Consider the following 21,073-nt stretch of genomic DNA (forward strand, 5'->3'; position numbering starts at 1 on the left):
CCCCTTCGCCTGGGAGACGCCTGGACGCTAAGAGTCCAGCGGCTCCTGGTGCTGCCTTATTCCGACGGTACCTTGCCGGGCCCCCCGTTCGGGCCCCCCTTGGCACGGTTCACTTTGACGTGCACCTTTCCGCGCACAGGGTCAAATCGTGCCAAGGGTGGCAGACGACAACATCACCCCGCGTCAGCGGACGGATTCGTTGTTCATCTTCCGGGTCGAGATGATCTGGTCGACGATGCCGTACTCCAGCGCTTCCTCGGCCGTGAGGATCTTGTCGCGCTCGATGTCCTCGCGGACCTGCTCGATCGGCCGGTTGGAGTGCTTGGCCAGCATCTCCTCCAGCTGGGTGCGCATCCGGGCGAACTCGTTGGCGATGATCTCCAGGTCGGAGAGCTGTCCGCGGCCGGTGCTGCCGGCCGGCTGGTGGATCAGCACGCGGGAGTTCGGCAGTGCCATGCGCTTGCCCGGCGTACCGGCGGCGAGCAGGATGGCCGCGGCCGAGGCGGCCTGGCCCATGCAGACCGTCTGGATGTCCGGCTTCACGAACTGCATCGTGTCGTAGATCGCCGTGAGGGCGGTCATGTCGCCGCCGGGGCTGTTGATGTAGATCGAGATGTCCCGGTCGGGGTCCATCGACTCCAGGCACAGCAGCTGCGCCATGACGTCGTTGGCGGAGGCGTCGTCGATCTGGACGCCGAGGAAGATCACCCGCTCCTCGAAGAGCTTCGCGTAAGGGTCGTACTCGCGGATGCCCTGGGAGGTGCGCTCGACGAAGCGCGGGATGACGTAGCGGCTGTCGGGGCGCGGCCCCTCGTACAGGCCGCTGGCGGCGCCGGGGAAGTCGTTCATGTGCGTATTCACCGTCCTGGTGGCGTTCTGGGGAGTGGAGTCTCGGCGGTACGGGGCGAAGCCGGGCCGGTCAGGCACCGGTGCCGCCGCCTCCCGGAACACCGGAGGCATGCGTGATGATCTCGTCGATGAGACCGTACTCCTTGGCCTCCTCCGGGGTGAACCAGCGGTCGCGGTCACCGTCGCGGACGATCGTCTCCACCGTCTGGCCGGAGTGGAGGGCTGTCAGCTCCGACATGCGCTTCTTGGTGCGCAGCAGGTACTCGGCCTGGATCTTGATGTCCGAGACCGTACCGCCGAGGCCCGCGGAGCCCTGGTGCATCATGATGTCCGCGTGGGGCAGCGCGAAGCGCTTGCCCGCGGTGCCGCCGGTGAGCAGGAACTGGCCCATCGAGGCCGCCATGCCCATGGCGATGGTGACCACGTCGTTCGGGATGTACTGCATGGTGTCGTAGATCGCCATGCCCGCCGTCACCGAGCCGCCGGGGCTGTTGATGTAGAGGTAGATGTCCTTGTCCGGATCGGCGGCAAGGAGCAGCAGCTGTGCGGTGATCTTGTTGGCGATGTCGTCGTCAACCTGCTGGCCGAGGAAGATGATCCGCTCGTTGAGCAGCCGGTTGTAGACCTGGTCGCCGAGGCCACCACCGATGGAAGGCTCGCCGGCGGCGGAGGGCATCAGATTCGTCACGTATCCACCTGCTCGTCTTACGACGGCGCCGGGCCGTCTCACGTGTTCCCTGCCAGGGGGCTGGGGCGGGTTCGGGGACTCCCCTGCCCCCGTATTCATGGACCCTAACGCGCGGGTCCCTTCGGGGAATCCCGTGGAAGGGGGTGTTCGCCGGGGGCGTAGCGGTGGCCTCCGGTGGCCTCCCGTGGATCGGCGGGTGCGGCAGCGGTGGGGGGCGGTGCGGCGCCGATGCCGGGTGCGGGTGCGTTGGGGCTTGTCGCGCCCCTCGGGGAGCCGCCTTCGACACAGCCTCGTGCCCCCCAGGCAGGCCCCTCAGGGGGGCAAACGGGCCCCGGGGGAGCAATTCCCCGGGGCCCGTCCTGAGTGCTTCAGAGGCGCCGTAGGGCTCAGCCCTCGGTCTTCTCCTCGGCGGCCTCGGCGGCCTCGGCGGCCGGAGCCTCGGTCTCGGCCTCGGCCGTCTCGGTCTCCTCCTCGTCGTCCAGGTCGACGATCTCGCCGTTGGTGTCCTTCACCGTGGCGGCCTCGACCACGACGGCCAGGGCCTTGCCGCGGGCGACCTCGCCGACGAGGAGGGGCACCTGGCCGCCCTCGACGACAGCCTGGGCGAACTGGTCGGGAGACATGCCGGAGGAGGCGGCGCGCCGCATGAGGTGCTCGGTGAGCTCCTCCTGGTTGACGTTGAGCTTCTCCAGCTTGACCAGCTCGTCGAGGACGAACTGGGTCTTGATGCCCTTGACCGCGGCCTCGCGGGTCTCGGTCTCGAACTCCTCGGCGGTCTTGCCCTGGAGCTCCAGGTACTTGTCGAGGTCAAGGCCCATCTGGCCGAGCTGGTGGTGCTCGAGGTTGTGCTTACGGGTGTTGATCTCGTCCTCGAGCAGCTTCTCGGGGACGGGCACCTCGACGAGCTCCAGCAGCTTGTCCAGCACGCGCTCCTGGGCCTGCGTGGCCTGGTCGTACTGCTTCATGTTGGCCAGCCGCTTGCGGCTGTCGGCCTTGAGCTCCTCGAGCGTGTCGAACTCGGAGGCGAGCTGCGCGAAGTCGTCGTCCAGCTCGGGCAGTTCGCGGGCGGCGACCTGGGTGACCTTGACGGTGACCTCGGCCTCCCTGCCCGCGGCGGAGCCGCCCTTGAGCTCGGAGGCGAAGGTGGCCTCCTCGCCGGCGGACAGGCCCTTCACGGCGTCGTCGATGCCCTCCAGCAGCTCACCGGAGCCGATCGTGTAGGAGACGCCCTCGGCGACGCCGTCCTCAAGGACCTCGCCGTCGACCTTGGCCTGGAGGTCGACGGTCACGACGTCGCCGTCCTCGGCGGCGCGCTCGACCGGGGAGGTGGAGGCGAAGCGCTCGCGCAGCTGCTCGACCGACTTCTCCACGTCCTCGTCGCTGACCTCGACGGCGTCGACCTCGACCTCGATGCCGGAGTAGTCCGGGATCTCGAGGGCCGGGCGGATGTCGACCTCGGCGGTGAAGTTCAGCGTCTCGCCGTCCTTCAGCTCGGTGATGTCGACCTCGGGCTGGCCCAGCGGGCTGAGCTCGGCCACGTTGACCGCCTCGGTGTAGAACTTCGGAAGCGCGTCGTTGACGGCCTCCTCCAGCACCGCACCGCGGCCGAACCGCTGGTCGATGACACGGGCCGGGATCTTGCCCTTGCGGAAGCCCTTCACCGTGACCTGCTGGTTGATCTTCTTGTACGCCGCGTCGAGGCTGTCCTTGAGCTCCTCGAAGGGCACCTCGACAGTGAGCCGAACCCGGGTCGGGTTCAGGGTCTCCACGGCGCTCTTCACGGTTCGGTCTCCTTGTGGCTGACTTCTTGGTTTCTGCCGAGCCAGACAGGTCCGGCGGATTTCGCCGCCCGGAGGAGTTCGTAGGCCGAGTGGGCCGGGACACACGGGCGCGCAGCTTGCATAGTAACCGCAGCCGCTCAGCGCCCCAAAAGGCGATCATCACGGTGACGTGACTCTGTGGTCGGGGTGGCGGGATTTGAACCCACGGCCTTCCGCTCCCAAAGCGGACGCGCTACCAAGCTGCGCCACACCCCGTGCTGGTGCGACACGTAGGGTACATGCCCAGGCCGGTCACGTCGGCCGCTTTCCCGCACGACCGCCCCCGCGAAATCCCCGCAGACCAACGCGTTGGCCTGTGCGGCATGCGACCCGCTACGATGCCTTCTGTCGCCGCGGTCCCGGGACCAGCGGCGCACGCGTGCGGGCGTAGCTCAATGGTAGAGCCCTAGTCTTCCAAACTAGCTACGCGGGTTCGATTCCCGTCGCCCGCTCTGTACGGCCCTGGGGCCCGGTTTCCGTTTCGGCGGGGCCGGGCCCCTGGCGTTTTCTACAGGTGGCGGATGTCCGCGGAATAGACGGCGCGAATGCCGTACGGGACGTAGAGGGCGTCGCCGTGGACCAGGGGGGTCGGGCCCACGTACACGAAGACGTGATCCGTGCGGGCGTCGACCCCCGGCCCGCCCGCCGGTTCGACGGAGGAGTGGGTGTCCCACAGGGTGCGGCCGGTGGACGGGGTGACGGCCCGGACCTCGCCGATGTTGAGCGTGAAGTCGAGGGTGCCGCGGACCACGGTGGGCGTGGAGCCGGACGGTACGGCGCGGGCCAGGGGGACGACACGGGGTGAGCGGTCGCTCACGTCGAGCAGGGTGAGGCGGCGGTAGGCGGGGCCCGAGGCGTCGTCGGGGGCGTTCGGGGACGTGAGGAGGACCAGACGGCCCTCGGACCGGCCGGCCAGGGTGAGGGCGCCTTCCACCCTGGCGGCCCATCGGGCTCTGCCGTCGGCCGGGCCGATCTCGGCGATCCGGGTGTGCTTCCCCTTGGGGTCGACGCACAGCAGGTAGCCGTGGCCCGCCGCGGCACGGACCTCGAGCGCGTCGCCTGCGGCGGACTCGGTGGCGCGGGAGATGCCGAAGTCGATGACGCGGGGGCCGTCCTCGGCGAGCATCACGTCGGCCGGCTTGAGGTCGCGGTGGACCACGCCGGCGCGGTGGATGTCGCGCAGCGCCTCGGCGAGGCCGGCGGCGAGTTCGCGCAGCCGGGGTGGGGGAAGCGGGCCGTGCCGGCGGACGAGGTGCCGAGGTCTTCGCCCGGTTTGTAGAGCGTGGCCATCCAGGGGCGCGGGGCGTCGGCGTCCACCACGGGCGCCGTGAAGGCGCCGCTGACCTGGCGGGCGGCGGCCACCTCGCGGCGATGGGGGTCCCCCCGCTCGAGCGAAGCCGAGAGTGGGGGAGGGTGCGGTACTCGTCGTCGTCGGCGTACTGGGCGTGGACGACCTTGACGGCCAGGCGGCGCCGGAGGCGGAGCGGGCGAGGTAGACCACGCCCATGCCGCCGCTGCCGAGGCGGTCCTCGATCCGGTAGCCGCCCACCTCGGCCGGGTCCGAGTCGCGCAGCGCCATCCCCGTAGGTTCCCCCCCCCGTTGTCCCGTTGTGCGTCGGGTGCCGCCGACCGCGGGTCAGAAGTTGATGGAGTTGATCGAATCCGCTATCGAGTTCAGGAACCGTTGGATGGACGGAGCCATCCCGGTCGAGGCCAGGAAGAAGCCGAAGAGCACCGCGACGATGGCGGGGCCGGCCTTGATGTTCCCCCCTCTGATCAGCACCACAAGGATGATCGCCAACAGCAACACCACGGACAGTGAAATGGCCACAACTGATCACACCCTCGGTCGGTCCGCACTCCCGGAACCATCGTGCCACCAACCGGGCCGTCCTATGCGGCACGTGACACAACGTCGGCCCCGCCCGTTCCAAGTCCGGCGCCCCGCACACTAATTCGAGGCCCCACACGCGTCGGCATCCACCGGGAACCCACAGGGAATTACACGACTTCGTTTCCCTGTCCACACATCCTGTGCGCGGGTAATTCGAATTGTTGGCGCAGAGACGACGTTATGCACCAATTAGTCGGGATGAATCGGGACATCGGGGCCATCTGGCGTTCCCTCGCGGCTCATTGATGTGCTCACCATCACGTGGACAGACAGGTCGAGTTCGTTAAATCCGGGGTACCCGCAGTCCGATAACCAGGAATGACGTACGGGGTTTTACGAAATCCCGGAGCCGACGCTAGGGTGCCTGAGATGTTTGACGCCGCCTCGCCCCACGGCCAGCACCGAAGGCCACTCCCCCCGGCACAGTCGCCGACGGAAGGAGTGCCCAGTCCGCGTACCCCGACGGGCGCGCAGCAGTCACGGCAGCAGCCGACACGGGCGGACAGACCGGGCAAACAGCGCGACGCGTTCTTCGACAACGCCAAGTACCTCGCCATCGTGCTGGTCGCCATGGGGCACTCGTGGGAGCCCCTCAAGGGCGACAGCCGCATCCTCGAGGGCCTGTACTCGGTCGTGTACAGCTTCCACATGCCGGCGTTCATCATCATCTCCGGCTTCTTCTCGCGCAGTTTCGACATGCGCCCCGACCGGCTGAAGCGGCTGATCACCGGCGTCGCCGTGCCGTACATCGTGTTCGAGACCGCCTACCCGCTCTTCAAGCGGTTCGTCGACCACTCCCCCGGCCAGGAGATCAGCCTCCTCGACCCCTGGTACCTGACCTGGTTCCTGTGCGCGCTGTTCATCTGGCGGCTGACCACGCCCATCTGGAAACTGGTCCGCCACCCGCTCCCGGTCGCGCTCGGCATCGCCATGCTGGCCGCCGTCACTCCGAGCATCGGCGACGATCTGGACCTTCAGCGCGTCCTCCAGTTCCTGCCGTACTTCGTGCTGGGCCTGTGCATGAAGCCCGAGCACTTCCAGCTGGTGCGCCGCCCCTGGGTGCGGGCCGCCGCCGTACCGGTGTTCGCGGCCGCGCTGGCGGTCGGCTGGTGGGCGGTGCCCCGCATGAACACCGCCTGGTTCTACCACCGTGACTCGGCCCAGGAACTGGGCGCGCCGTGGTGGTCGGGACCGGTCATGGTGGTCGCGATGTTCGGCTGCTCGCTGCTGCTGACCGCCTGCTTCTTCGCCTGGGTGCCCGGCCGGAAGATGTGGTTCACCACGCTGGGCGCGGGCACGCTGTGCGGCTACCTGCTGCACGGATTCCTGGTGAAGTTCGCCGACTACCAGGGCTGGTTCGACCACGCGGCCCTGCACCGCCCGCTCGGCGAGATCCTGGCGACCGTCACCGCGGCCGCCGTCGTCACACTCCTGTGCACCAGCCCCGTACGGCGCGTGTTCCGCTTCGCCATGGAGCCGCAGATGAACTGGGCGTTCAAGCAGGACGCCGCCGAACTCGCCCGCGAACGCCGGCAGCGGGAACCCGAGCGCGAGAAGGTCAGCGTCTAGCCCCCGTCATTCCCCGGGCGTCCCGAGACCGAGAAGTGCGCGCATCCGTGTGTACTTCTCGGTCAGTCGTCTCCGGGTCGCCCCGTCCAGCACGGCCAGCCGGTCCGGGTCCGCGTTGTGGGCGAGGTCGGCCTCCTTCACCAGCAGCGCGCCGGGCGTGGCGAGAACGCGCCGGGCGTAGGCCTCCGGGCTCTCCCCCGCCCGCTTGGTGAGCGCCAGCACGATGTCCTTCGTGCGGCGGCTCAGCGCGGCCTCCGCCAGCCACTCCTCGGAGAGGGCGTCGTCCTCGACCGCGTCATGCAGCCAGCCCGCCGCGATCTGCGCCTCGTCGCCGCCCCGGGCCCGGACGCCCTCCGCGACGGCCCGCAGATGCCCGGCGTACGGCCGCCCCGCCTTGTCGGTCTGCCCGGCGTGGGCGGCGCACGCCAGGGTCTCCACCTCGGCGAGGGTCAGCGGGGGGCGCGTCTCGGTCATTCCCCCAGTGTCTCCCGGCGCAGCGCGGCCCGGGCCGGAAGGGTCGCCGCGGCCACCCCGAGCAACACGACACCGCCCGCGAACGCCCCGTAGACCAGCGGCGGTATGTACGGCGCCTGTCCCGTCAGCCCCTTCATCATCGGCACCAGCGTGGCCAGCGCGATCGCGGTGCCCAGGCCGATGCCGGTGAGGGCGACCAGGAGGGCCTCCCAGCGGATCATGCGCAGGATCTGCCGGCGGGTGGAGCCGATGAGCCGGAGCGTGCCGAGCTCCCGCCGCCGGTCGAGGACCGTCATCACCAGCGTGTTCACGGCGGCCACGGCGGCGAACCCGCCGAGCACGCTCGCCATCACGGCGTTGGCCCAGGCGTTCAGCTCCCGGTCCAGCGACCGGGCGGTGGTGTACCCGCCCCGGTCCAGCACCGTCCCCAGGGGCGCCGGCGCCCGTGCCGTGCCGCCCTTCGTCCACAGCTCGGTGTCGAAGGCCGCGCTGACGTGGCCGGCCAGCGCGGCGCGGCCGAGGGTGACCTGTGAGAGTCCCATGCCGCGCGCGTACGTCGCCACGACCAGCGGCGTGGTCCTGGTCCCGTCGGGCAGGTACAGGCGCAGCCGGTCGCCGACCCCGACGTGGGCGTTCTGGGCGAGGGAGGCGTCCAACGCCACCTCGCCGGGCCGCAGCGACAGCCGTCCCCGCCGCGCCCCCAGGTCCTGTACGGCGGCCAGGTCCCGTACCGTCCCCGTGACCCCCTGCGCGCTCGCCGACTCCAGCGACCCGGAGACCGGCACGAGCACCGAGGTCCGCAACAGGCCTACGGCGGCGGTGACTCCGGGGGTGTCCTGGGCCCGCCGCACGGCGTCCGGGGCGAGCCCCGGATCGGCGGTGACGATGTGGTCGGCGGTGACGCCGGCGCGCTGCTGATCGCCGGTCACCTTCTCCTCGCTGGTCTGCATGAACACCAGCACCGAGGAGAACGCCATGGCGAGCACGATCGGCGTGATCGCCGAGGCCAGCCGGCGGGCGTTGGTACGGGAGTTGGCGGCGGCGAGCGCCCCGGCCGCCCCCGCGCCCCGCAGCGCCGGCCCGAACAGGGCCGCGAACGCCCGGGCGAGCAGCGGCCCGAGCAGCGCCACGGCCAGCATGAACAGCAGGACGACACCGAGGGCGGCGTTGGCCGCGTCATCCCCGGTCAGCGAGGAGGCCAGCCCCGCGCAGACGAACCCGCCGGCGGCCGCGGCGATCCCGAGCGGCGTACGGATCCACCCGATGCGCAGCCGCTCCACGGACGCCTCGCCGAGCGCCTGCCCCGGCTTGATCCGGGAGCGGGAGCTGCGGCGGGCGGCCGTGTACCCGGCGCACAGGGCGGTGAGCAGGACCGTGCCGACGGCGGAGACCAGCGGGATCCAGCCCACGGCCAGGTCGACGGCCCCCGGAATCGCCCCCCTGTCCTTCAGCTGTCCGAACCACCACCGGGCCAGGACGATCCCCGGCAGGCAGCCGGCCGCGCCCGCGAGCGGGGCGAAGAGGAGGTGCGCGGCCCGCACGGCGACCCGCTCACCGCTGGTCGGGGCGGGGGAAAACCCCACTCCTCGATTCCCTCGCACCCGTCGCCGCACTCATGTTGTAATAGACACTTGGTCATTTCAGCTATTACATACTTCGGAGGGGTCATGCCGTTCGCGAACACCACGGACGCCGTACGGGCATGGGTCGACGGATGGGTCGTGTCGCGGGGCGCGGGCGAACCGGTGTCCCGGCCCTGGGGTTTCACGGTCGACGTCGGCCTGCCCAAGGAGGTGGCGCGGCATGTCCTGCCCGCCGCCGACGAGGCGACCGTGCGCAAGATCGTGGAGAACACCACGGCACCCGGCATCTGGCTGAAGACCTTCGTGGCACCGCGGACCCTGGAGGCCTGGCTGCCACCCGGTTGGGCCCTCGCGGGCGGCCGTGCCTTCCTGATGACCGCCTCGCTGCGCACCGCCGAGGCCCCGGCCGACGTCCCCGACGGCTACCGGCTGAGCAGTTGGAACCGGGCCGGGGTGACCCGCGTGCTGGTACGCGCCGCCGACGGCGCGTTCGCGGCGCGCGGGCAGATCGCGGTCACCGATGGGACCGCCGTCGTCGACCAGGTGGAGACCGACCCGGCGCACCAGCGGCGGGGCCTCGGACGTCTGGTGATGGGAACGCTCGCCCGCACCGCCGCCCGGGCGGGGGCGACAGCGGCCGTACTGGGCGCGACCGAAGAGGGACGGGCCCTGTACGAGACGGTGGGCTGGCGGGTGCGGGCCCCGCTGACCGCGGCCACGCGGGTCACGGAGGAGGCCCTGTAGGCCCGGGCCGTCTCAGCGGGCCTGCTGGGCGGACGGGCCTTCCCGGCAGATCAGCAGCAGCGCCCGGTCGTCGTTGACGTCCTTCGCCACGGCCTCGATGAGATGCCAGGCCGCTCCGTGGAAGCCGCCCGCGACATAGCGGTCGGCCTCGCCGGTGAGCCGGTCGATGCCCTCGACGATGTCACGGTCGGACGTCTCCACCAGGCCGTCCGTGAACAGCATCAGCACGTCTCCCGGCCGCAGCGAGCCCTTCACGGGGTCGAACTGGGCACCGTCGTACACACCGAGGAGCGGACCCTCCGCGGCCTTCTCCTCCCAGCGTCCGCTGCCCGCGCTGAGTTGCAGGCCCGGCGGATGCCCCGCCGAGTACAACTCGTAGTCCCCGGAGTCGAGATCCAGCACCAGATGGATCGAGGTCGCGAAGCCCTCGTCCCAGTCCTGGCGCAGCAGATAGCCGTTGGCCGCCGGGAGGAAGGCATGCGGCGGCAGCGAGCCCAGCAGCCCCCCGAACGCCCCCGACAGCAGCAGCGCCCGCGACCCCGCGTCCATGCCCTTGCCGGACACGTCCGTGAGCACGGCCTCCAGCGTGCGCCCGCCGTTGGTACGGGCCGCCACCACGAAGTCACCGGAGAAGGACTGCCCGCCCGCGGGCCGCAGCGCCATCTCCCGGTGCCAGCCCTGTGGCAGTTTCGGCAGCTTGCTCTGCACCCGGATCCGCTCGCGCAGGTCGAACAGCATGGTGCCGCCGCGCCGCCACGGCACGCCGACCCGGCTGCGGAACTGCGCGGTGAGCAGCCCGAAGAACCCGCAGGCGGCGACCACGAGCACCACACCCGGCGTGACCCTGGAGGGCCCCTCGGTGTACGGGCCAAGCCGCACCGACTCCACGATCAGCGCCGTGGCCGCCGCCGCGTACAGCCCGAGCAGGCTCGCGGGCCGCAGCAGCAGGCCGCCCGCGACGATCGGCAGCACCAGCGTGGCGGGTGAGCACCACACCGAGTTGGCGAGGGTCATCGACGCGAGCACCGGGATGGTCAGCAGCAGTCCGGCCAGCGCGATCCAGTCCGAGCCGTCGCCGCGGAAGTAGTCCACCGCGCTTCTGCGCAGGCCGACGCGGGCCCGGTGCCACTGCATCTTCCACCGGGCCGTGAACGTCTCGGCCTTCGAGCGCCGCTCTCGTCCTGCTGCCATTAGTTCGGGACCCTATCCATCGGACCAGGCGCTTGGCACGGGAGGTCCGACTTATCCCCCGTCCGAGATCTCACCTCACAGTCAGCAACGATGGTGACTGTCACCATCGTGGCCGTGAACGACCGGGCTTGTGTACTCGGTCGTTCCCACCACGTCGCGCTCCCGACTGTCCCCTACGACAGGACGGTCACGGGCCGTATCCACCACACCCCTGGTTCCGGTCCACCACACCCCTGGTTCCGGCGTCGGCAGCAGCTTCACCTGGACCACCAGCTTCACAAGCCCGGACGGTAGTACGACTGACGGACGCATGGGCGGAACTCGTCAGACGATCACTGCGACCAGTTACTCGTGGCACAGCCGTTCGCATTCCACCGGCTCGCCTGGCAGGCGTGCCGCAACCCGGCGGAAATTCGTTCGCCCGCCCCACGATGCGCTGGTACGCATGGTCCATGGGGACAGAGCTCGCGAGTAGCCCTTCGGCCGATCTGCGGGTGCTGCGGCCGGACGACTGGGACCAGTGGTACGACAGCCTGCTCCGGTCCTTCGGCGGGGTTCCGGAGGCGGCAGAGGAGCGGGAGCTGTGGAACTCGCTGACCGAGACCGAGCGTTCGATCGGCGCCTGGGACGGTGACACGGTCGTCGGTACGGCGTCGGCCTTCAGCTTCCGGCTGACGGTGCCCGGCGGAGCCTCGGTGCCGGCCGCGGGGGTCACCATGGTCAGTGTGGCCGCCACGCACCGGCGGCGCGGTGTGCTGACCTCGATGATGCGGCGGCAGTTGGACGACGTACGGTCCTGGGGATGGCCGCTGGCGGTGCTGACGGCGTCCGAACCGGCCATCTACGGGCGGTTCGGGTACGGCGTGGGGACGTACAACGTCAACGCGCGGATCGACACCACCCGGGTGCGGTTGTCGGTACCGCCCGGCACCGATGACGTACGGCTGCGGTACGCCGCGCCGGCCGACGTCCTCGACGCGTGCGAGGCCCTGTACGCCCGACGGGTGCCACTGCGGCCGGGAATGGTGGCGCGGCCGCCCGGCTGGGAGCGGCTGATGCTTCTGGACCCGGCGAGCGAGCGGGACGGGGCGTCGCCGTTGCAGTGCGTGGTGGCCGAGCGGGGCGGGGAGTTGGTGGGGTACGCGCGGTTCCGGGTCAAGCCGGACTGGGAGCCGGCTGGGCCCAGGGGGACCGTGGTGCTGGAGAACATGGAGGCGCTGGACCCTGCGGCGCACGCCGCGGTGTGGCGGTTCCTGTTCGGCATCGACCTGACCACGGTGATCGACGCGCGACGGCGGCCGGTGGACGAGCCGTGGCAGTACCTGGTGTCCGACGTCCGGCGGTGCGAGCTGCTGGTGCGGGACTCGCTGCACGTGCGGCTGGTCGACGTGGGCGCGGCGCTGGCGGCGCGCGCCTATCAGGCACCGGTGGACGTCGTGTTCGAGGTCGAGGACTCCTTCTGCCCCTGGAACGCGGGGCGTTGGCGGCTGACCGGCGACGCGAAGGGCGCGTCCTGCGAGCGGACCGAGGACGCGGCCGATCTCGCGCTTTCCGTCCGGGAGTTGGGGGCCGCGTACCTGGGCGGCGCCTCACTCGCCTCACTGGCGGCGGCCGGGCTGGTGCGGGAACTGCGGGAGGGGGCGTCGGCGGAGGCTTCGGTGGGGTTCGGGTCGGCGGTGGCGCCTTGGCTGCCGCACGGGTTCTAGGGCCGGCGGCCGCGTCCCGGTGTCCTCAGCGCTGCTGGCAGGTCGGGCACCAGAAGAGGTTGCGGGCGGCGAGGTCGGCGGTGCGGATGCCGGTGGCGCAGATGTGGCAGCGCAGGGTGGCCCGGCGGTAGACGTACACCTCGCCGCCGTGGTCGTCGACGCGGGGCGGGCGGCCCATCGCCTCGGGGGTGTGCTCGGGGCGGACGGTGTCGATGCGGTTGTTGCGGACGCCCTCGCGCATGAGCTCGACGAGGTCGGCCCAGACCGCGTCCCATTCGGCGGGAGTGATGTCGCGGCCCGCGCGGTACGGGTCGATGCGGTGCCGGAAGAGGACCTCGGCGCGGTAGACGTTGCCGACACCGGCGATGACCTTCTGGTCCATCAGGAGCGCGGCGATCGTCGTACGGCTGCGGGAGACGCGCCGGTACGCGGCTTGCGGGTCGGCGTCCGTGCGGAGAGGGTCGGGGCCGAGGCGGTCGTGTATCGCCTGCTTCTCGGTGTCCGTGATCAGGGCGCAGGTGGTGGGGCCGCGGAGGTCGACGTACGAGGTGGCGTTCGCGAGGCGGAGGCGGACGGTGTCCGTGGGCGGGGGGGCGGGGGCGTCGCCGAAGGTGACCTTGCCGAAGAGGCCGAGGTGGATGTGGATCCAGTCGGTGTCCTCGGGGTCCCGGAAGCCGAGGAAGAGGTGCTTGCCGTGGGCTTCGGTGCGGGTGAGTTCCGTGCCGGTGAGGAGTTCGGCGGCGTCGGAGAACTTGCCCTGGGGGCTGGTTACGCGGGGGGTCGTGCCGGAGAATCGGGCGGCGTAGTCGTGCGCCAGCCGGTGAATCGTGTGCCCCTCTGGCAAGGTGGCCGTACCTTCCCCCGGGGCTCCGCCCCGGACCCCGCCAGGGGCTGTCGCCCCTGGACCCCGTTTCCCACTCACCCACCCGTGACGGTCGGCTGAGAAGTTGCCCCACCTGGGGCTCCGCCCCAGACCCCGGCCGGCAGCATCCAGCCTGTGCGGCGTTTGCGGACGAGGCCCGTTCAGGGCCGGGGCCGATGCGGGGGTCTGGGGGCGGCAGCTCCCAGGGGCTCAGTCCTGCTGGGGGTGGTGGGCCGGGATGGGGGGCAGGTCACCCGTCGTCTCGTAGGCCGACAGCATGTCGATGCGGCGGATGTGACGCTCGTCACCGGAGAACGGCGTGCCCAGGAACGTCTCGACGAACTTGGTCGCCTCCTCCTGGGTGTGCATGCGCGCACCCACCGCCACGACGTTGGCGTTGTTGTGCTGGCGGCCGAGGGAGGCCGTCTCCTCGCTCCAGGCGAGGGCCGCGCGGACGCCCTTGACCTTGTTCGCGGCGATCTGCTCACCGTTGCCGGAGCCGCCGATCACGACGCCGAGGGAGTCGGGGTCCGCGGCCGTGCGCTCCGCGGCGCGGAGGCAGAAGGGCGGGTAGTCGTCCTGGGCGTCGTAGATGTGCGGGCCGCAGTCGACGGGGTCGTGGCCCGCCGCCTCGAGCCATTCGACGAGGTGGTTCTTGAGTTCGAAGCCCGCATGGTCGGAGCCGAGATACACGCGCATGAGATGAGTGTGTCATGGGTGTTTCGGGGCAGCAGCCCCGGGATGCCGCGAGGGAAAATGTGAGCCGCACCATAGAAGCTCAAGGAAACCTCAAGTAACAATCCGGATTCAGAGGTTCCCGAATTCATTCACCTCGGATTCACTGGACCGGCTCGTACAAGGCCGCACAACGGCATCCCCCCGTGTACGGGAATCCGCTCCACCGGCGCAAAGGAAATCCGTCCATGACCCCTGGTTCCGGACTTCAGGCAGGACTCAAGAACCGGCATCTGACCATGATCGCCATCGGCGGCGTGATCGGTGCCGGACTGTTCGTCGGCTCCAGCTCCGGTATCGCCACCGCAGGGCCCGGCATCCTTCTCTCCTACGCCCTCGTCGGCACGCTCGTCGTGCTGGTGATGCGGATGCTGGGTGAGATGTCCGCCGCCAACCCCACCTCCGGCTCCTTCTCCGCGCACGCCGACCGGGCGCTGGGCCGCTGGGCCGGGTTCTCCATCGGCTGGCTGTACTGGTTCTTCTGGGTGGTGGTGCTGGCCGTGGAGGCCACCGCCGGCGCCAAGATCCTCGAGGGATGGATGCCCGCCGTCCCGCAGTGGGGCTGGGCACTCATCGTGATGGCCGTGCTCACCGCCACCAACCTGGTCTCCGTCGGCTCCTACGGCGAGTTCGAGTTCTGGTTCGCCGGCATCAAGGTGGTGGCGATCGGCGCGTTCATCGTCGTCGGCGCGCTGGCCGTCTTCGGCGTACTGCCGGGCGTACACGCCGACAAGGCGAGCTTCGGCAACCTGACCTCCCACGAGGGCTTCCTGCCGCACGGCCCCGGCTCGATCCTCACCGGTGTGCTCCTGGTCGTCTTCTCCTTCATGGGCAGCGAGATCGCGACCCTGGCGGCCGGCGAGTCCGAGGACCCGCAGCGGGCGGTGACCAAGTCGACGAACAGCATCATCTGGCGTATCGGCGTCTTCTACCTGGGCTCGATCCTCATCGTCGTCTCCCTCCTTCCCTGGAACGACCCGTCGATCAAGGAGAAGGGCTCCTACGTCGCCGCCCTGGACTCCCTCGGCATCGCGCACGCCGGCGAGATCATGAACTTCATCGTGCTGACGTCGGTGCTGTCCTGTCTCAACTCCGGTCTGTACACGGCCTCCCGCATGGCGTTCTCGCTCGGCCAGCGCGGTGACGCGCCCAAGGCGTTCGCACGTACGACGTCCCGCGGTGTGCCGATGGCCGCGATCCTCGCCTCCGTCGTCTTCGGCTTCGTCGCCGTCTTCTTCAACTACAAGTTCCCGGACTCGGTCTTCCTGTTCCTGGTCAACTCCAGTGGCGCGGTGGCCCTGTTCGTCTGGCTGGTCATCTGCTTCTCGCAGCTGCGCATGCGGCGGATCATCCAGCGGGAGGCGCCGGAGAAGCTCGTCGTGAAGATGTGGCTGTACCCGTACCTGACCTGGGCGACGGCCGCGCTGATCGTGTTCGTCCTCGGCTACATGCTGACCGACACCGAGCACGACGGCCGCGAGACCGTGCTGCTGTCGCTGCTGGTCGCGGCGTTGGTGATCGCGATCGCCGTGGTGAAGGAGAAGGTCGTCGGCGGCCGTACGGCCGAGGCCGTGGAGCCGGCGCCGGCCGACGAGGTGTCCGTCGGCTGATCCGGCGAACCACTGCCGCGTTCCGGGGAGGAGTCCGTGAGGGCTCCTCCCCTTCGCCTGTTCACAGCACCGTGAAGCTCTGCTTGACCTTGTCGTACGTCGCCAGCGCCTGGGCCTCGATCTCCGGCTGGTACCAGGTGTTGACCTGGTACGACTTCCCGTTCGCGTCGAAGCCGAGCAGCTGGGCGTGCCAGGCGACGCCCTTGAGCGTGAAGGTGTACTCCCAGACCACCGCCGGGTGACCGTGGAAGGTCGTCTGCGCCAGGCGGATCTTCGCGTAGCCCTGGCCCTGCCGGGCGTCGCGCTCCGAGGCGCGCCAGGTGTCCATGAGGTCGCCGTGGGCCAGGGAGGACTTGGCGACCAGTTCCTGACGGCCGTCCGGCGAGGTGTAGTGCACCTCGGCGCCCGTCTTCACGTCGCGCCGCCAGCCGTCCGGCGTCCGCCAGGCGTACCCGCCCGCCTCCCGGTGCGCGCCCGGCGGCAGGCTCTGCGGGCGGGAGGTGCCCTCCACGGCGGGCGACGGGCCGCTCGGGGCGGTGGTGGAAGCGGCTGAGGTGACGGGCGAGGGCTTCGCCTGCGCACCGCCGCCGCCCGGGCCGCCGAGCGAGGTGGCGAGCAGGACGCCTGCCACCGCGGCGGCGGCGACCGAGCCGAGGGCGGCGAGCAGAGCGGCGCGGTGGCGGCCTCGGCCCGGGGCGGTCGCGGGCCGTTCGCCGGGGGGCCGGCCCGCGGTACGGGTGCCGTGCGGGTCCTGTGGACCGGCGAGCGGACGGCACTGGGTCTCCGCCTCGGACGGTACGGCGCCGCGGCCGGGCTCGGTCACGGGACCTGGCTCGGCCGCAGGAACCGGCTCGGGCTCCGGAGCGGGCTCAGTCGCAGAGACCGGCTCGGGGACGGGCTCGGGGACGGGCTCGGCTCGCGGCGACGTCTCTTCGCTCGACGGCACCGCATCGCACACCGGTTCGGGCTCGGGCTCGGGGACAATCTCCGGCTCCGGCAGCCGGGGATCCCGGGCCGGGCGCAATTCCGGCACCGCCACGAACGCCAGTGTGGGCCGTTCTCTCGGGGGCCAGGGAAAGACAGGGGTCGCTTCCGCCGTTCCCGTTCCCGAAGGGCCCTCCCTCACCTGGAGCGTCGGCGTCGGCGTCGGGTCTGAAGACGCCACAGGGCGCAGGGCCGCCTCGATCTCGGTCAGTTCCGGCCTGGTCGAGGGTTCCTTTTCCAGGAGGGCGGCCAGGATGTCGCGCAACGGACCCGCTTCGGGCGGCAGTTCGGGTTTCTCGTAGAGGACGGCGTGCAGGGTGGCGAGGGTCGTGTCGCGGGAGAAGGGGGAGCGGCCGGCCAGGGCCGCGCAGAGGGTGGCGCCCAGGGACCACACGTCGGAGGGCGGCCCCTGACGGCGGCCGGAGATGCGCTCGGGCGCCATGTAGTCGGGGGAGCCGACCAGCATGCCGACCATGGTGAGCGCCTTGGCGTCCTGGATGGCCGCGATGCCGAAGTCGGTCAGGACGACCCGGTTGCCGACGGCCTCGACCAGGACGTTCCCCGGTTTGATGTCCCGGTGCAGCACGCCCCCGGCGTGCACCTGCCGCAGCGCCGCCACCAGCCCCAGCCCGATCCGCGCCGCCTCGGGCGGGCCGAGCGGTCCCTCGGTCACCATGATCTGCTCCAGCGAGCGTCCGGCGATCAACTCCATGACGATCCACAGGCGTTCACCCTCGTCGACGACGTCGTAGACGCGTACGACGTTGGGGTGGTCGATCCGGGCCGTGGCCCGCGCCTCGCGCAGTGTGCGTTCGCGGCGGGTGCGGGCGTCCTCCGCGTCGAGTCCGTCGATCCGCATTTCCTTGACCGCGACCTGCCGGTCGAGTATTTCGTCGACGGCCCGCCACACCCGCCCCATTCCCCCCTGACCGATGCTCTCGATCAGCCGATAACGCCCCGTCACCAATAACCCGGGAGCACCACCGCTCCCCGTATTTCCCGTCGTTCCCGTATTCCCCGGCAATCCGCTGCACCCCCCTCAACGACCGCCCCAGCCGAAACACAACGGTCACACTTCGTGCCGTACCAGCATAGTGCGGAGAAATCTTGTGGTACCTCTTCAAGTACTGCGGATTCAGGCGCAGTCCAGGGGGTTGCAAGGGGGACGAACATGAGTTCTCGTCAGATGGCGGCCATCGCGGGATCGCTGCTCACGGCATCTTTTTCGGCCGTGCTGCTCCTTCCGTGCTCGGCCGTCGCGGACGATCAGGGACCGGCAAGCGGCAAGGGGGGAAAGGCCGTTGACGAGGCGCCGGCGGGCGTGAAGCTGAGCACCACGCTGCCGTCGCGGATCTCCGTCGACAACAGCTCGCAAAAGACGGCGATCACCGTCACGGTGAAGAACGACGGAAGCAAGGACAGCGGAGACATCAGGCTTTTGGTGGTCGGTTTCGACGGCCTGAAGGTCAACGACGTCAAGGGCTGCTCGGCGATCGCGAAAAAGGACCTGCCGGAAGGTTCGAACAGCGGTTTCAGCTGCCCGGTCGGCTCACTCGCCGCCGGCAAGTCGAAGTCGTACGCGGTCGACGCCAGGTACGACCTGGACAAGGCGGGGAAGATCTGTCTGCCGGTGAAGACCGCCGACGGGAAGAAGACCTTCTGGCAGCAGGGACCGGTGCCGTTCGGGACGACCAACCCGTCACCGAACGCCCCGGCGACCCCACTGCTGCTCGGCACCGACAACAAGCCGGTGGGCCCGGCCGGCGACCAGTTGCCCAAGACCGGGGTGGGCCATGACGTCCTGCCGCTCGGCGCCGTCGGCGGCGCTCTGATCGCGGCCGGCGCGGCCGGGATCTGGTGGACGCGGCGCCGGCCGCAGGGCTGAGCCGGAAATCGCGCAGGGCGGCCGCGTCACCTGACGGAACCCGTGAGGGAACCTGCCAGGTGACGCTGCCGCCCTGTGCCGTGCGACCGATCAACGTGCGACCGATCAACGCACGACCAATCGACGTACGACCGATCAACGTACGACCGATCTACGGCCTCAGCGCTTGACGAGCTTCCAGGCGGTGGGCAGCAGGCCCATCGCCAGGGCGGCCTTCAGGGCGTCGCCGAGCAGGAAGGGGGTGAGGCCGGCGGCGATCGCGGCGGACGCCGAGATGCCGGCGGCGTAGGCCAGGTAGGGCACGCCGACGGCGTAGATGACGGCCTCGCCGAGGATCATCGTGCCGGCCATGCGCCAGGCGTTGCGGTCGGCGCCGCGGCTGGCCAGCTCGCCGACGAGCGCGGAGGCGAGCAGCATGCCGAGGACGTAGCCGAAGGACACCGCGCCGGAGCCTGAGGTGCCGTCCGCGAACCAGGGCACGCCGGCCACGCCCGCGAGCGCGTACAGCGCGAGGGAGAGGAAGCCTCGGCGCGCACCGAGGGTGGTGCCGACCAGCAGGGCGGCGAAGGTCTGGCCGGTCACCGGCACCGGGGAACCGGGCACGGGGACGGACAGTTGGGCCGCGAGGCCGGTGAGCGCGGCGCCGCCCAGCACGAGCGCGGCGTCGCGGACGCGCGACGCGGGCAGGAGGTCGGCGAGGACTGCACCGGGGCGAGCGGTGGCGGTGGCGGTGCTCATGGGGACTCCGCGAGAGGTGTGGGCAGGTGGGAACACCGTGACGCTATACCGGTGTCCTCGAGCCGATCACCGTCAGCGCTCGACAAAGGGTGGAACGCGGGCTTGGTGGAGTCCTGACAAATGGTGCTGGTTACACCGGGTACGGCGTGACACCGGTCACTGAGGCAGGGATGTTTCGGTCACCTTCCGGGCCGCCGCGGCGGCTGTAGGGTTTCACCAAAGGAATCCTAGTGGGCTGGTCGGATTCACCGTTCCTGCCCTACCCTTCCAAGCATGGTTGCCCAGGCCCGGTACTTCACGTCGCGTCGCTATGTCGACCTGCGACGCCAGGGCACGGCCACCTGTCGCCGTCCGATGTGAGGCGGGCGGAGCGGACTCGGCACGCCTCGATCCCGAGACGTGTCAGCCCCGTTCCTTAAGGACGGTTTCCCATGCCCCGTACCGCGGCATCCACCCTTGCCTCCCCCGTCCCCCGTGCCGCCGACAGCGACCGCCGGCGCACCAGTGCCAGCGTCGTGCTTCGGTCCGTGCTGGAGCACGGGCCGGTGGCCCGCAGCACCATCGCCCGGCTGACCGGGCTGTCCCCGGCGTCCGTGACCGACTACTGCGCCCGCTTCACCGAACTCGGACTGATCCGCGAGGCCGCCGCGCCCCGCCGGTCGAACGGGGTCGGCAGGCCCCATGTGCCCGTCGATCTGGACGACTCGCGGTTCGTGGTCGGCGGGGTGCACATCGCCGTGCCGTACACCACGGTCGCCCTGCTGGACCTGCGCGGGCGGGTGCTGGCCCGCCGGGAGCTGAAACACGAACGCGTCGATCCCGGCCGGGTGCTGGCGCGGGCCGCCGACGGGCTGGCGGCGCTGCTCGCCGAAACGCCGGGCGCCAGACCCCTGGGGGTCGGGGTGGCCGCCGGGGGCTGGGTGGACCGGGACTCCGGGACCATCGTGGAGCACCCGCTGCTGGGCTGGCGGGACGTGCCGGTGCGGGATGTGCTCGGCGCGCGCACCGGGCTGCCCGTCCATGTCGACGGGCACGCGCGGGCGTTGGTCAACGGGGAGCGGCTGTTCGGGCGCGCGCGGGGCAGTACGAGCGTGCTGCACCTGTTCGTCGGCAATGTGGTCGACGCGGCCTTCGCCACCCATGACGCGGTGCACTACGGGCCGCGTTCGCAGGCGGGCGCGATCGCCCATCTGCCGGTGCCGGGCGGCACCGAGCCCTGCGCGTGCGGGCGCACCGGCTGCCTCCAGGCCGAGCTGAGCGAGCGGACGTTGTGCCGACGGGCCCGGGAGGCCGGGGTCGTCGACGGGACGAACCCGATGCACGTGGTCGGTGCGGCGGCCGCCGGCGACGCGGTGGCCGTGCGGCTGCTCGTGGAGCGGGCCACGATGATCGGGCGGGCCGCGCGGCTGCTGCTGGACGTGCTCAACCCGGAGACGGTGGTGGTGACCGAGGTGGGTGTCATGCGCCGCGAGGACTGCCTGAACGCGTTGCGCGAGGCGGTCGGGGCGGACCGTGCCGGGGATGTTTTCGCGACGAGTTTCTCCGACAGCGTGCTGGCCGTGGCGGGCGGATCCGTGGTTCTCGATGTGCTCTATCGGGATCCGCTGGGCGCGTCACCTGAAGCTAGTTAATTCAGAAACTCCGAATGTTGACAGGGGGCGCTCATGACCGGGAACATCCTGGTCATGACCTGTCGCACCCTTTGTTGCTGACGTGTTGACGCGCCGTGAAGCGCGTATCT

Annotated in this window: 16 protein-coding genes, 2 tRNA genes and 2 pseudogenes; 7 read left to right on the forward strand and 13 right to left on the reverse strand. The window is 70.6% G+C overall.

The genetic code is table 11. The features are described from left to right. Window positions 1-183 precede the first annotated feature (183 nt). The 4 genes from ACWGJM_RS16125 to ACWGJM_RS16140 form a co-directional block, all read right to left on the reverse strand. On the reverse strand, window positions 184-849 hold the full coding sequence (locus ACWGJM_RS16125; RefSeq protein WP_453412307.1) for an ATP-dependent Clp protease proteolytic subunit: 666 nt from the start codon (window positions 847-849) through the stop codon (window positions 184-186). Window positions 850-919: 70 nt separating this feature from the next. Further along, window positions 920-1,525 carry an ATP-dependent Clp protease proteolytic subunit gene (locus tag ACWGJM_RS16130; protein ID WP_453412457.1) on the reverse strand — a complete coding sequence of 202 codons (606 nt, stop codon included), beginning with the start codon at window positions 1,523-1,525 and terminating at the stop codon, window positions 920-922. A 398-nt stretch (window positions 1,526-1,923) separates the two neighbouring features. Continuing rightward, entirely contained in the window at window positions 1,924-3,318 is a 1,395-nt protein-coding gene (tig, locus tag ACWGJM_RS16135; RefSeq protein WP_453412308.1) for a trigger factor, read from the reverse strand. 178 nt (window positions 3,319-3,496) lie between these two features. Further along, a tRNA-Pro gene (locus ACWGJM_RS16140) sits at window positions 3,497-3,573 on the reverse strand. A gap of 165 nt (window positions 3,574-3,738) precedes the next feature. On the opposite strand from ACWGJM_RS16140, the gene ACWGJM_RS16145 reads away from it, so the two are divergent. Further along, window positions 3,739-3,809: transfer RNA gene (locus tag ACWGJM_RS16145), tRNA-Gly, on the forward strand. Window positions 3,810-4,423: 614 nt separating this feature from the next. On the opposite strand, the pseudogene ACWGJM_RS16150 reads toward ACWGJM_RS16145, so the two are convergent. Together ACWGJM_RS16150 and ACWGJM_RS16155 are read right to left on the reverse strand one after the other, a co-directional pair. Then, window positions 4,424-4,936, reverse strand: a pseudogene (locus ACWGJM_RS16150) (protein kinase domain-containing protein); the annotation flags it as partial. 57 nt (window positions 4,937-4,993) lie between these two features. Beyond that, window positions 4,994-5,188, reverse strand: a complete 195-nt coding sequence (locus ACWGJM_RS16155) for a hypothetical protein (protein WP_361796989.1) — start codon at window positions 5,186-5,188, stop codon at window positions 4,994-4,996. 432 nt (window positions 5,189-5,620) lie between these two features. Here ACWGJM_RS16155 and ACWGJM_RS16160 point away from each other — a divergent pair, with 432 nt between their 5' ends. Next, window positions 5,621-6,820 carry an acyltransferase family protein gene (locus ACWGJM_RS16160; protein WP_453412309.1) on the forward strand — a complete coding sequence of 400 codons (1,200 nt, stop codon included), beginning with the start codon at window positions 5,621-5,623 and terminating at the stop codon, window positions 6,818-6,820. Window positions 6,821-6,826: 6 nt separating this feature from the next. Here the strand turns inward: ACWGJM_RS16160 and ACWGJM_RS16165 are convergent, their stop codons facing one another. Continuing rightward, window positions 6,827-7,294, reverse strand: a complete 468-nt coding sequence (locus ACWGJM_RS16165) for an HD domain-containing protein (protein ID WP_453412310.1) — start codon at window positions 7,292-7,294, stop codon at window positions 6,827-6,829. Beyond that, a pseudogene (locus ACWGJM_RS16170) lies at window positions 7,291-8,883 on the reverse strand (ABC transporter permease); the annotation flags it as partial. The gene ACWGJM_RS16165 and the pseudogene ACWGJM_RS16170, both read right to left, overlap by 4 nt. A gap of 78 nt (window positions 8,884-8,961) precedes the next feature. Here ACWGJM_RS16170 and ACWGJM_RS16175 point away from each other — a divergent pair. After that, complete coding sequence (locus ACWGJM_RS16175) at window positions 8,962-9,621, forward strand: GNAT family N-acetyltransferase (RefSeq protein WP_453412311.1); 660 nt, start codon at window positions 8,962-8,964, stop codon at window positions 9,619-9,621. A 12-nt stretch (window positions 9,622-9,633) separates the two neighbouring features. On the opposite strand, the gene ACWGJM_RS16180 is transcribed toward ACWGJM_RS16175, so the two are convergent. Beyond that, a complete protein-coding gene (locus ACWGJM_RS16180) occupies window positions 9,634-10,812 on the reverse strand; it encodes a PP2C family protein-serine/threonine phosphatase (RefSeq protein ID WP_453412312.1) in 1,179 nt (392 codons plus the stop codon). Window positions 10,813-11,264: 452 nt separating this feature from the next. Here ACWGJM_RS16180 and ACWGJM_RS16185 point away from each other — a divergent pair, with 452 nt between their 5' ends. Next, window positions 11,265-12,518, forward strand: coding sequence for a GNAT family N-acetyltransferase (locus tag ACWGJM_RS16185; RefSeq protein WP_453412313.1), 1,254 nt, complete (start codon window positions 11,265-11,267; stop codon window positions 12,516-12,518). Between the two features lie 25 nt (window positions 12,519-12,543). Here the strand turns inward: ACWGJM_RS16185 and ACWGJM_RS16190 are convergent, their stop codons facing one another. Next, window positions 12,544-13,362: an Fpg/Nei family DNA glycosylase gene (locus ACWGJM_RS16190; protein WP_453412314.1), complete on the reverse strand. Its 819-nt coding sequence runs from the start codon at window positions 13,360-13,362 to the stop codon at window positions 12,544-12,546. A 228-nt stretch (window positions 13,363-13,590) separates the two neighbouring features. Beyond that, window positions 13,591-14,079 (reverse strand): ribose-5-phosphate isomerase, encoded by a 489-nt coding sequence (locus ACWGJM_RS16195; RefSeq protein WP_453412315.1) that lies wholly within the window; start codon window positions 14,077-14,079, stop codon window positions 13,591-13,593. A gap of 224 nt (window positions 14,080-14,303) precedes the next feature. Here ACWGJM_RS16195 and ACWGJM_RS16200 point away from each other — a divergent pair, with 224 nt between their 5' ends. Further along, a complete protein-coding gene (locus tag ACWGJM_RS16200; protein WP_453412316.1) occupies window positions 14,304-15,725 on the forward strand; it encodes an amino acid permease in 1,422 nt (473 codons plus the stop codon). A 61-nt stretch (window positions 15,726-15,786) separates the two neighbouring features. Here the strand turns inward: ACWGJM_RS16200 and ACWGJM_RS16205 are convergent, their stop codons facing one another. Next, window positions 15,787-17,628, reverse strand: a complete 1,842-nt coding sequence (locus tag ACWGJM_RS16205; RefSeq protein ID WP_453412458.1) for a serine/threonine-protein kinase — start codon at window positions 17,626-17,628, stop codon at window positions 15,787-15,789. Between the two features lie 252 nt (window positions 17,629-17,880). On the opposite strand from ACWGJM_RS16205, the gene ACWGJM_RS16210 reads away from it, so the two are divergent. Then, on the forward strand, window positions 17,881-18,594 hold the full coding sequence (locus ACWGJM_RS16210; RefSeq protein ID WP_453412317.1) for an LPXTG cell wall anchor domain-containing protein: 714 nt from the start codon (window positions 17,881-17,883) through the stop codon (window positions 18,592-18,594). Between the two features lie 159 nt (window positions 18,595-18,753). Here ACWGJM_RS16210 and ACWGJM_RS16215 read toward each other — a convergent pair whose 3' ends face one another. Next, a complete protein-coding gene (locus ACWGJM_RS16215; RefSeq protein ID WP_453412318.1) occupies window positions 18,754-19,332 on the reverse strand; it encodes a biotin transporter BioY in 579 nt (192 codons plus the stop codon). Between the two features lie 431 nt (window positions 19,333-19,763). On the opposite strand from ACWGJM_RS16215, the gene ACWGJM_RS16220 reads away from it, so the two are divergent. Then, window positions 19,764-20,963, forward strand: coding sequence for an ROK family protein (locus tag ACWGJM_RS16220; RefSeq protein ID WP_453412319.1), 1,200 nt, complete (start codon window positions 19,764-19,766; stop codon window positions 20,961-20,963). Window positions 20,964-21,073 lie beyond the last annotated feature (110 nt).

The organism is Streptomyces sp. NPDC054834, assembly GCF_053611185.1.

Coding starts and splice junctions, on each gene's coding strand:
- ACWGJM_RS16125 (WP_453412307.1), bottom strand. CDS start 849: ATGAACGACTTCCCCGGCGCCGCCAGCGGCCTGTACGAGGGGCCGCGC.
- ACWGJM_RS16130 (WP_453412457.1), bottom strand. CDS start 1,525: ATGCCCTCCGCCGCCGGCGAGCCTTCCATCGGTGGTGGCCTCGGCGAC.
- ACWGJM_RS16160 (WP_453412309.1), top strand. CDS start 5,621: ATGTTTGACGCCGCCTCGCCCCACGGCCAGCACCGAAGGCCACTCCCC.
- ACWGJM_RS16165 (WP_453412310.1), bottom strand. CDS start 7,294: ATGACCGAGACGCGCCCCCCGCTGACCCTCGCCGAGGTGGAGACCCTG.
- ACWGJM_RS16175 (WP_453412311.1), top strand. CDS start 8,962: ATGCCGTTCGCGAACACCACGGACGCCGTACGGGCATGGGTCGACGGA.
- ACWGJM_RS16180 (WP_453412312.1), bottom strand. CDS start 10,812: ATGGCAGCAGGACGAGAGCGGCGCTCGAAGGCCGAGACGTTCACGGCC.
- ACWGJM_RS16185 (WP_453412313.1), top strand. CDS start 11,265: ATGGGGACAGAGCTCGCGAGTAGCCCTTCGGCCGATCTGCGGGTGCTG.
- ACWGJM_RS16195 (WP_453412315.1), bottom strand. CDS start 14,079: ATGCGCGTGTATCTCGGCTCCGACCATGCGGGCTTCGAACTCAAGAAC.
- ACWGJM_RS16200 (WP_453412316.1), top strand. CDS start 14,304: ATGACCCCTGGTTCCGGACTTCAGGCAGGACTCAAGAACCGGCATCTG.
- ACWGJM_RS16205 (WP_453412458.1), bottom strand. CDS start 17,628: ATGGGGCGGGTGTGGCGGGCCGTCGACGAAATACTCGACCGGCAGGTC.
- ACWGJM_RS16210 (WP_453412317.1), top strand. CDS start 17,881: ATGAGTTCTCGTCAGATGGCGGCCATCGCGGGATCGCTGCTCACGGCA.
- ACWGJM_RS16215 (WP_453412318.1), bottom strand. CDS start 19,332: ATGAGCACCGCCACCGCCACCGCTCGCCCCGGTGCAGTCCTCGCCGAC.
- ACWGJM_RS16220 (WP_453412319.1), top strand. CDS start 19,764: ATGCCCCGTACCGCGGCATCCACCCTTGCCTCCCCCGTCCCCCGTGCC.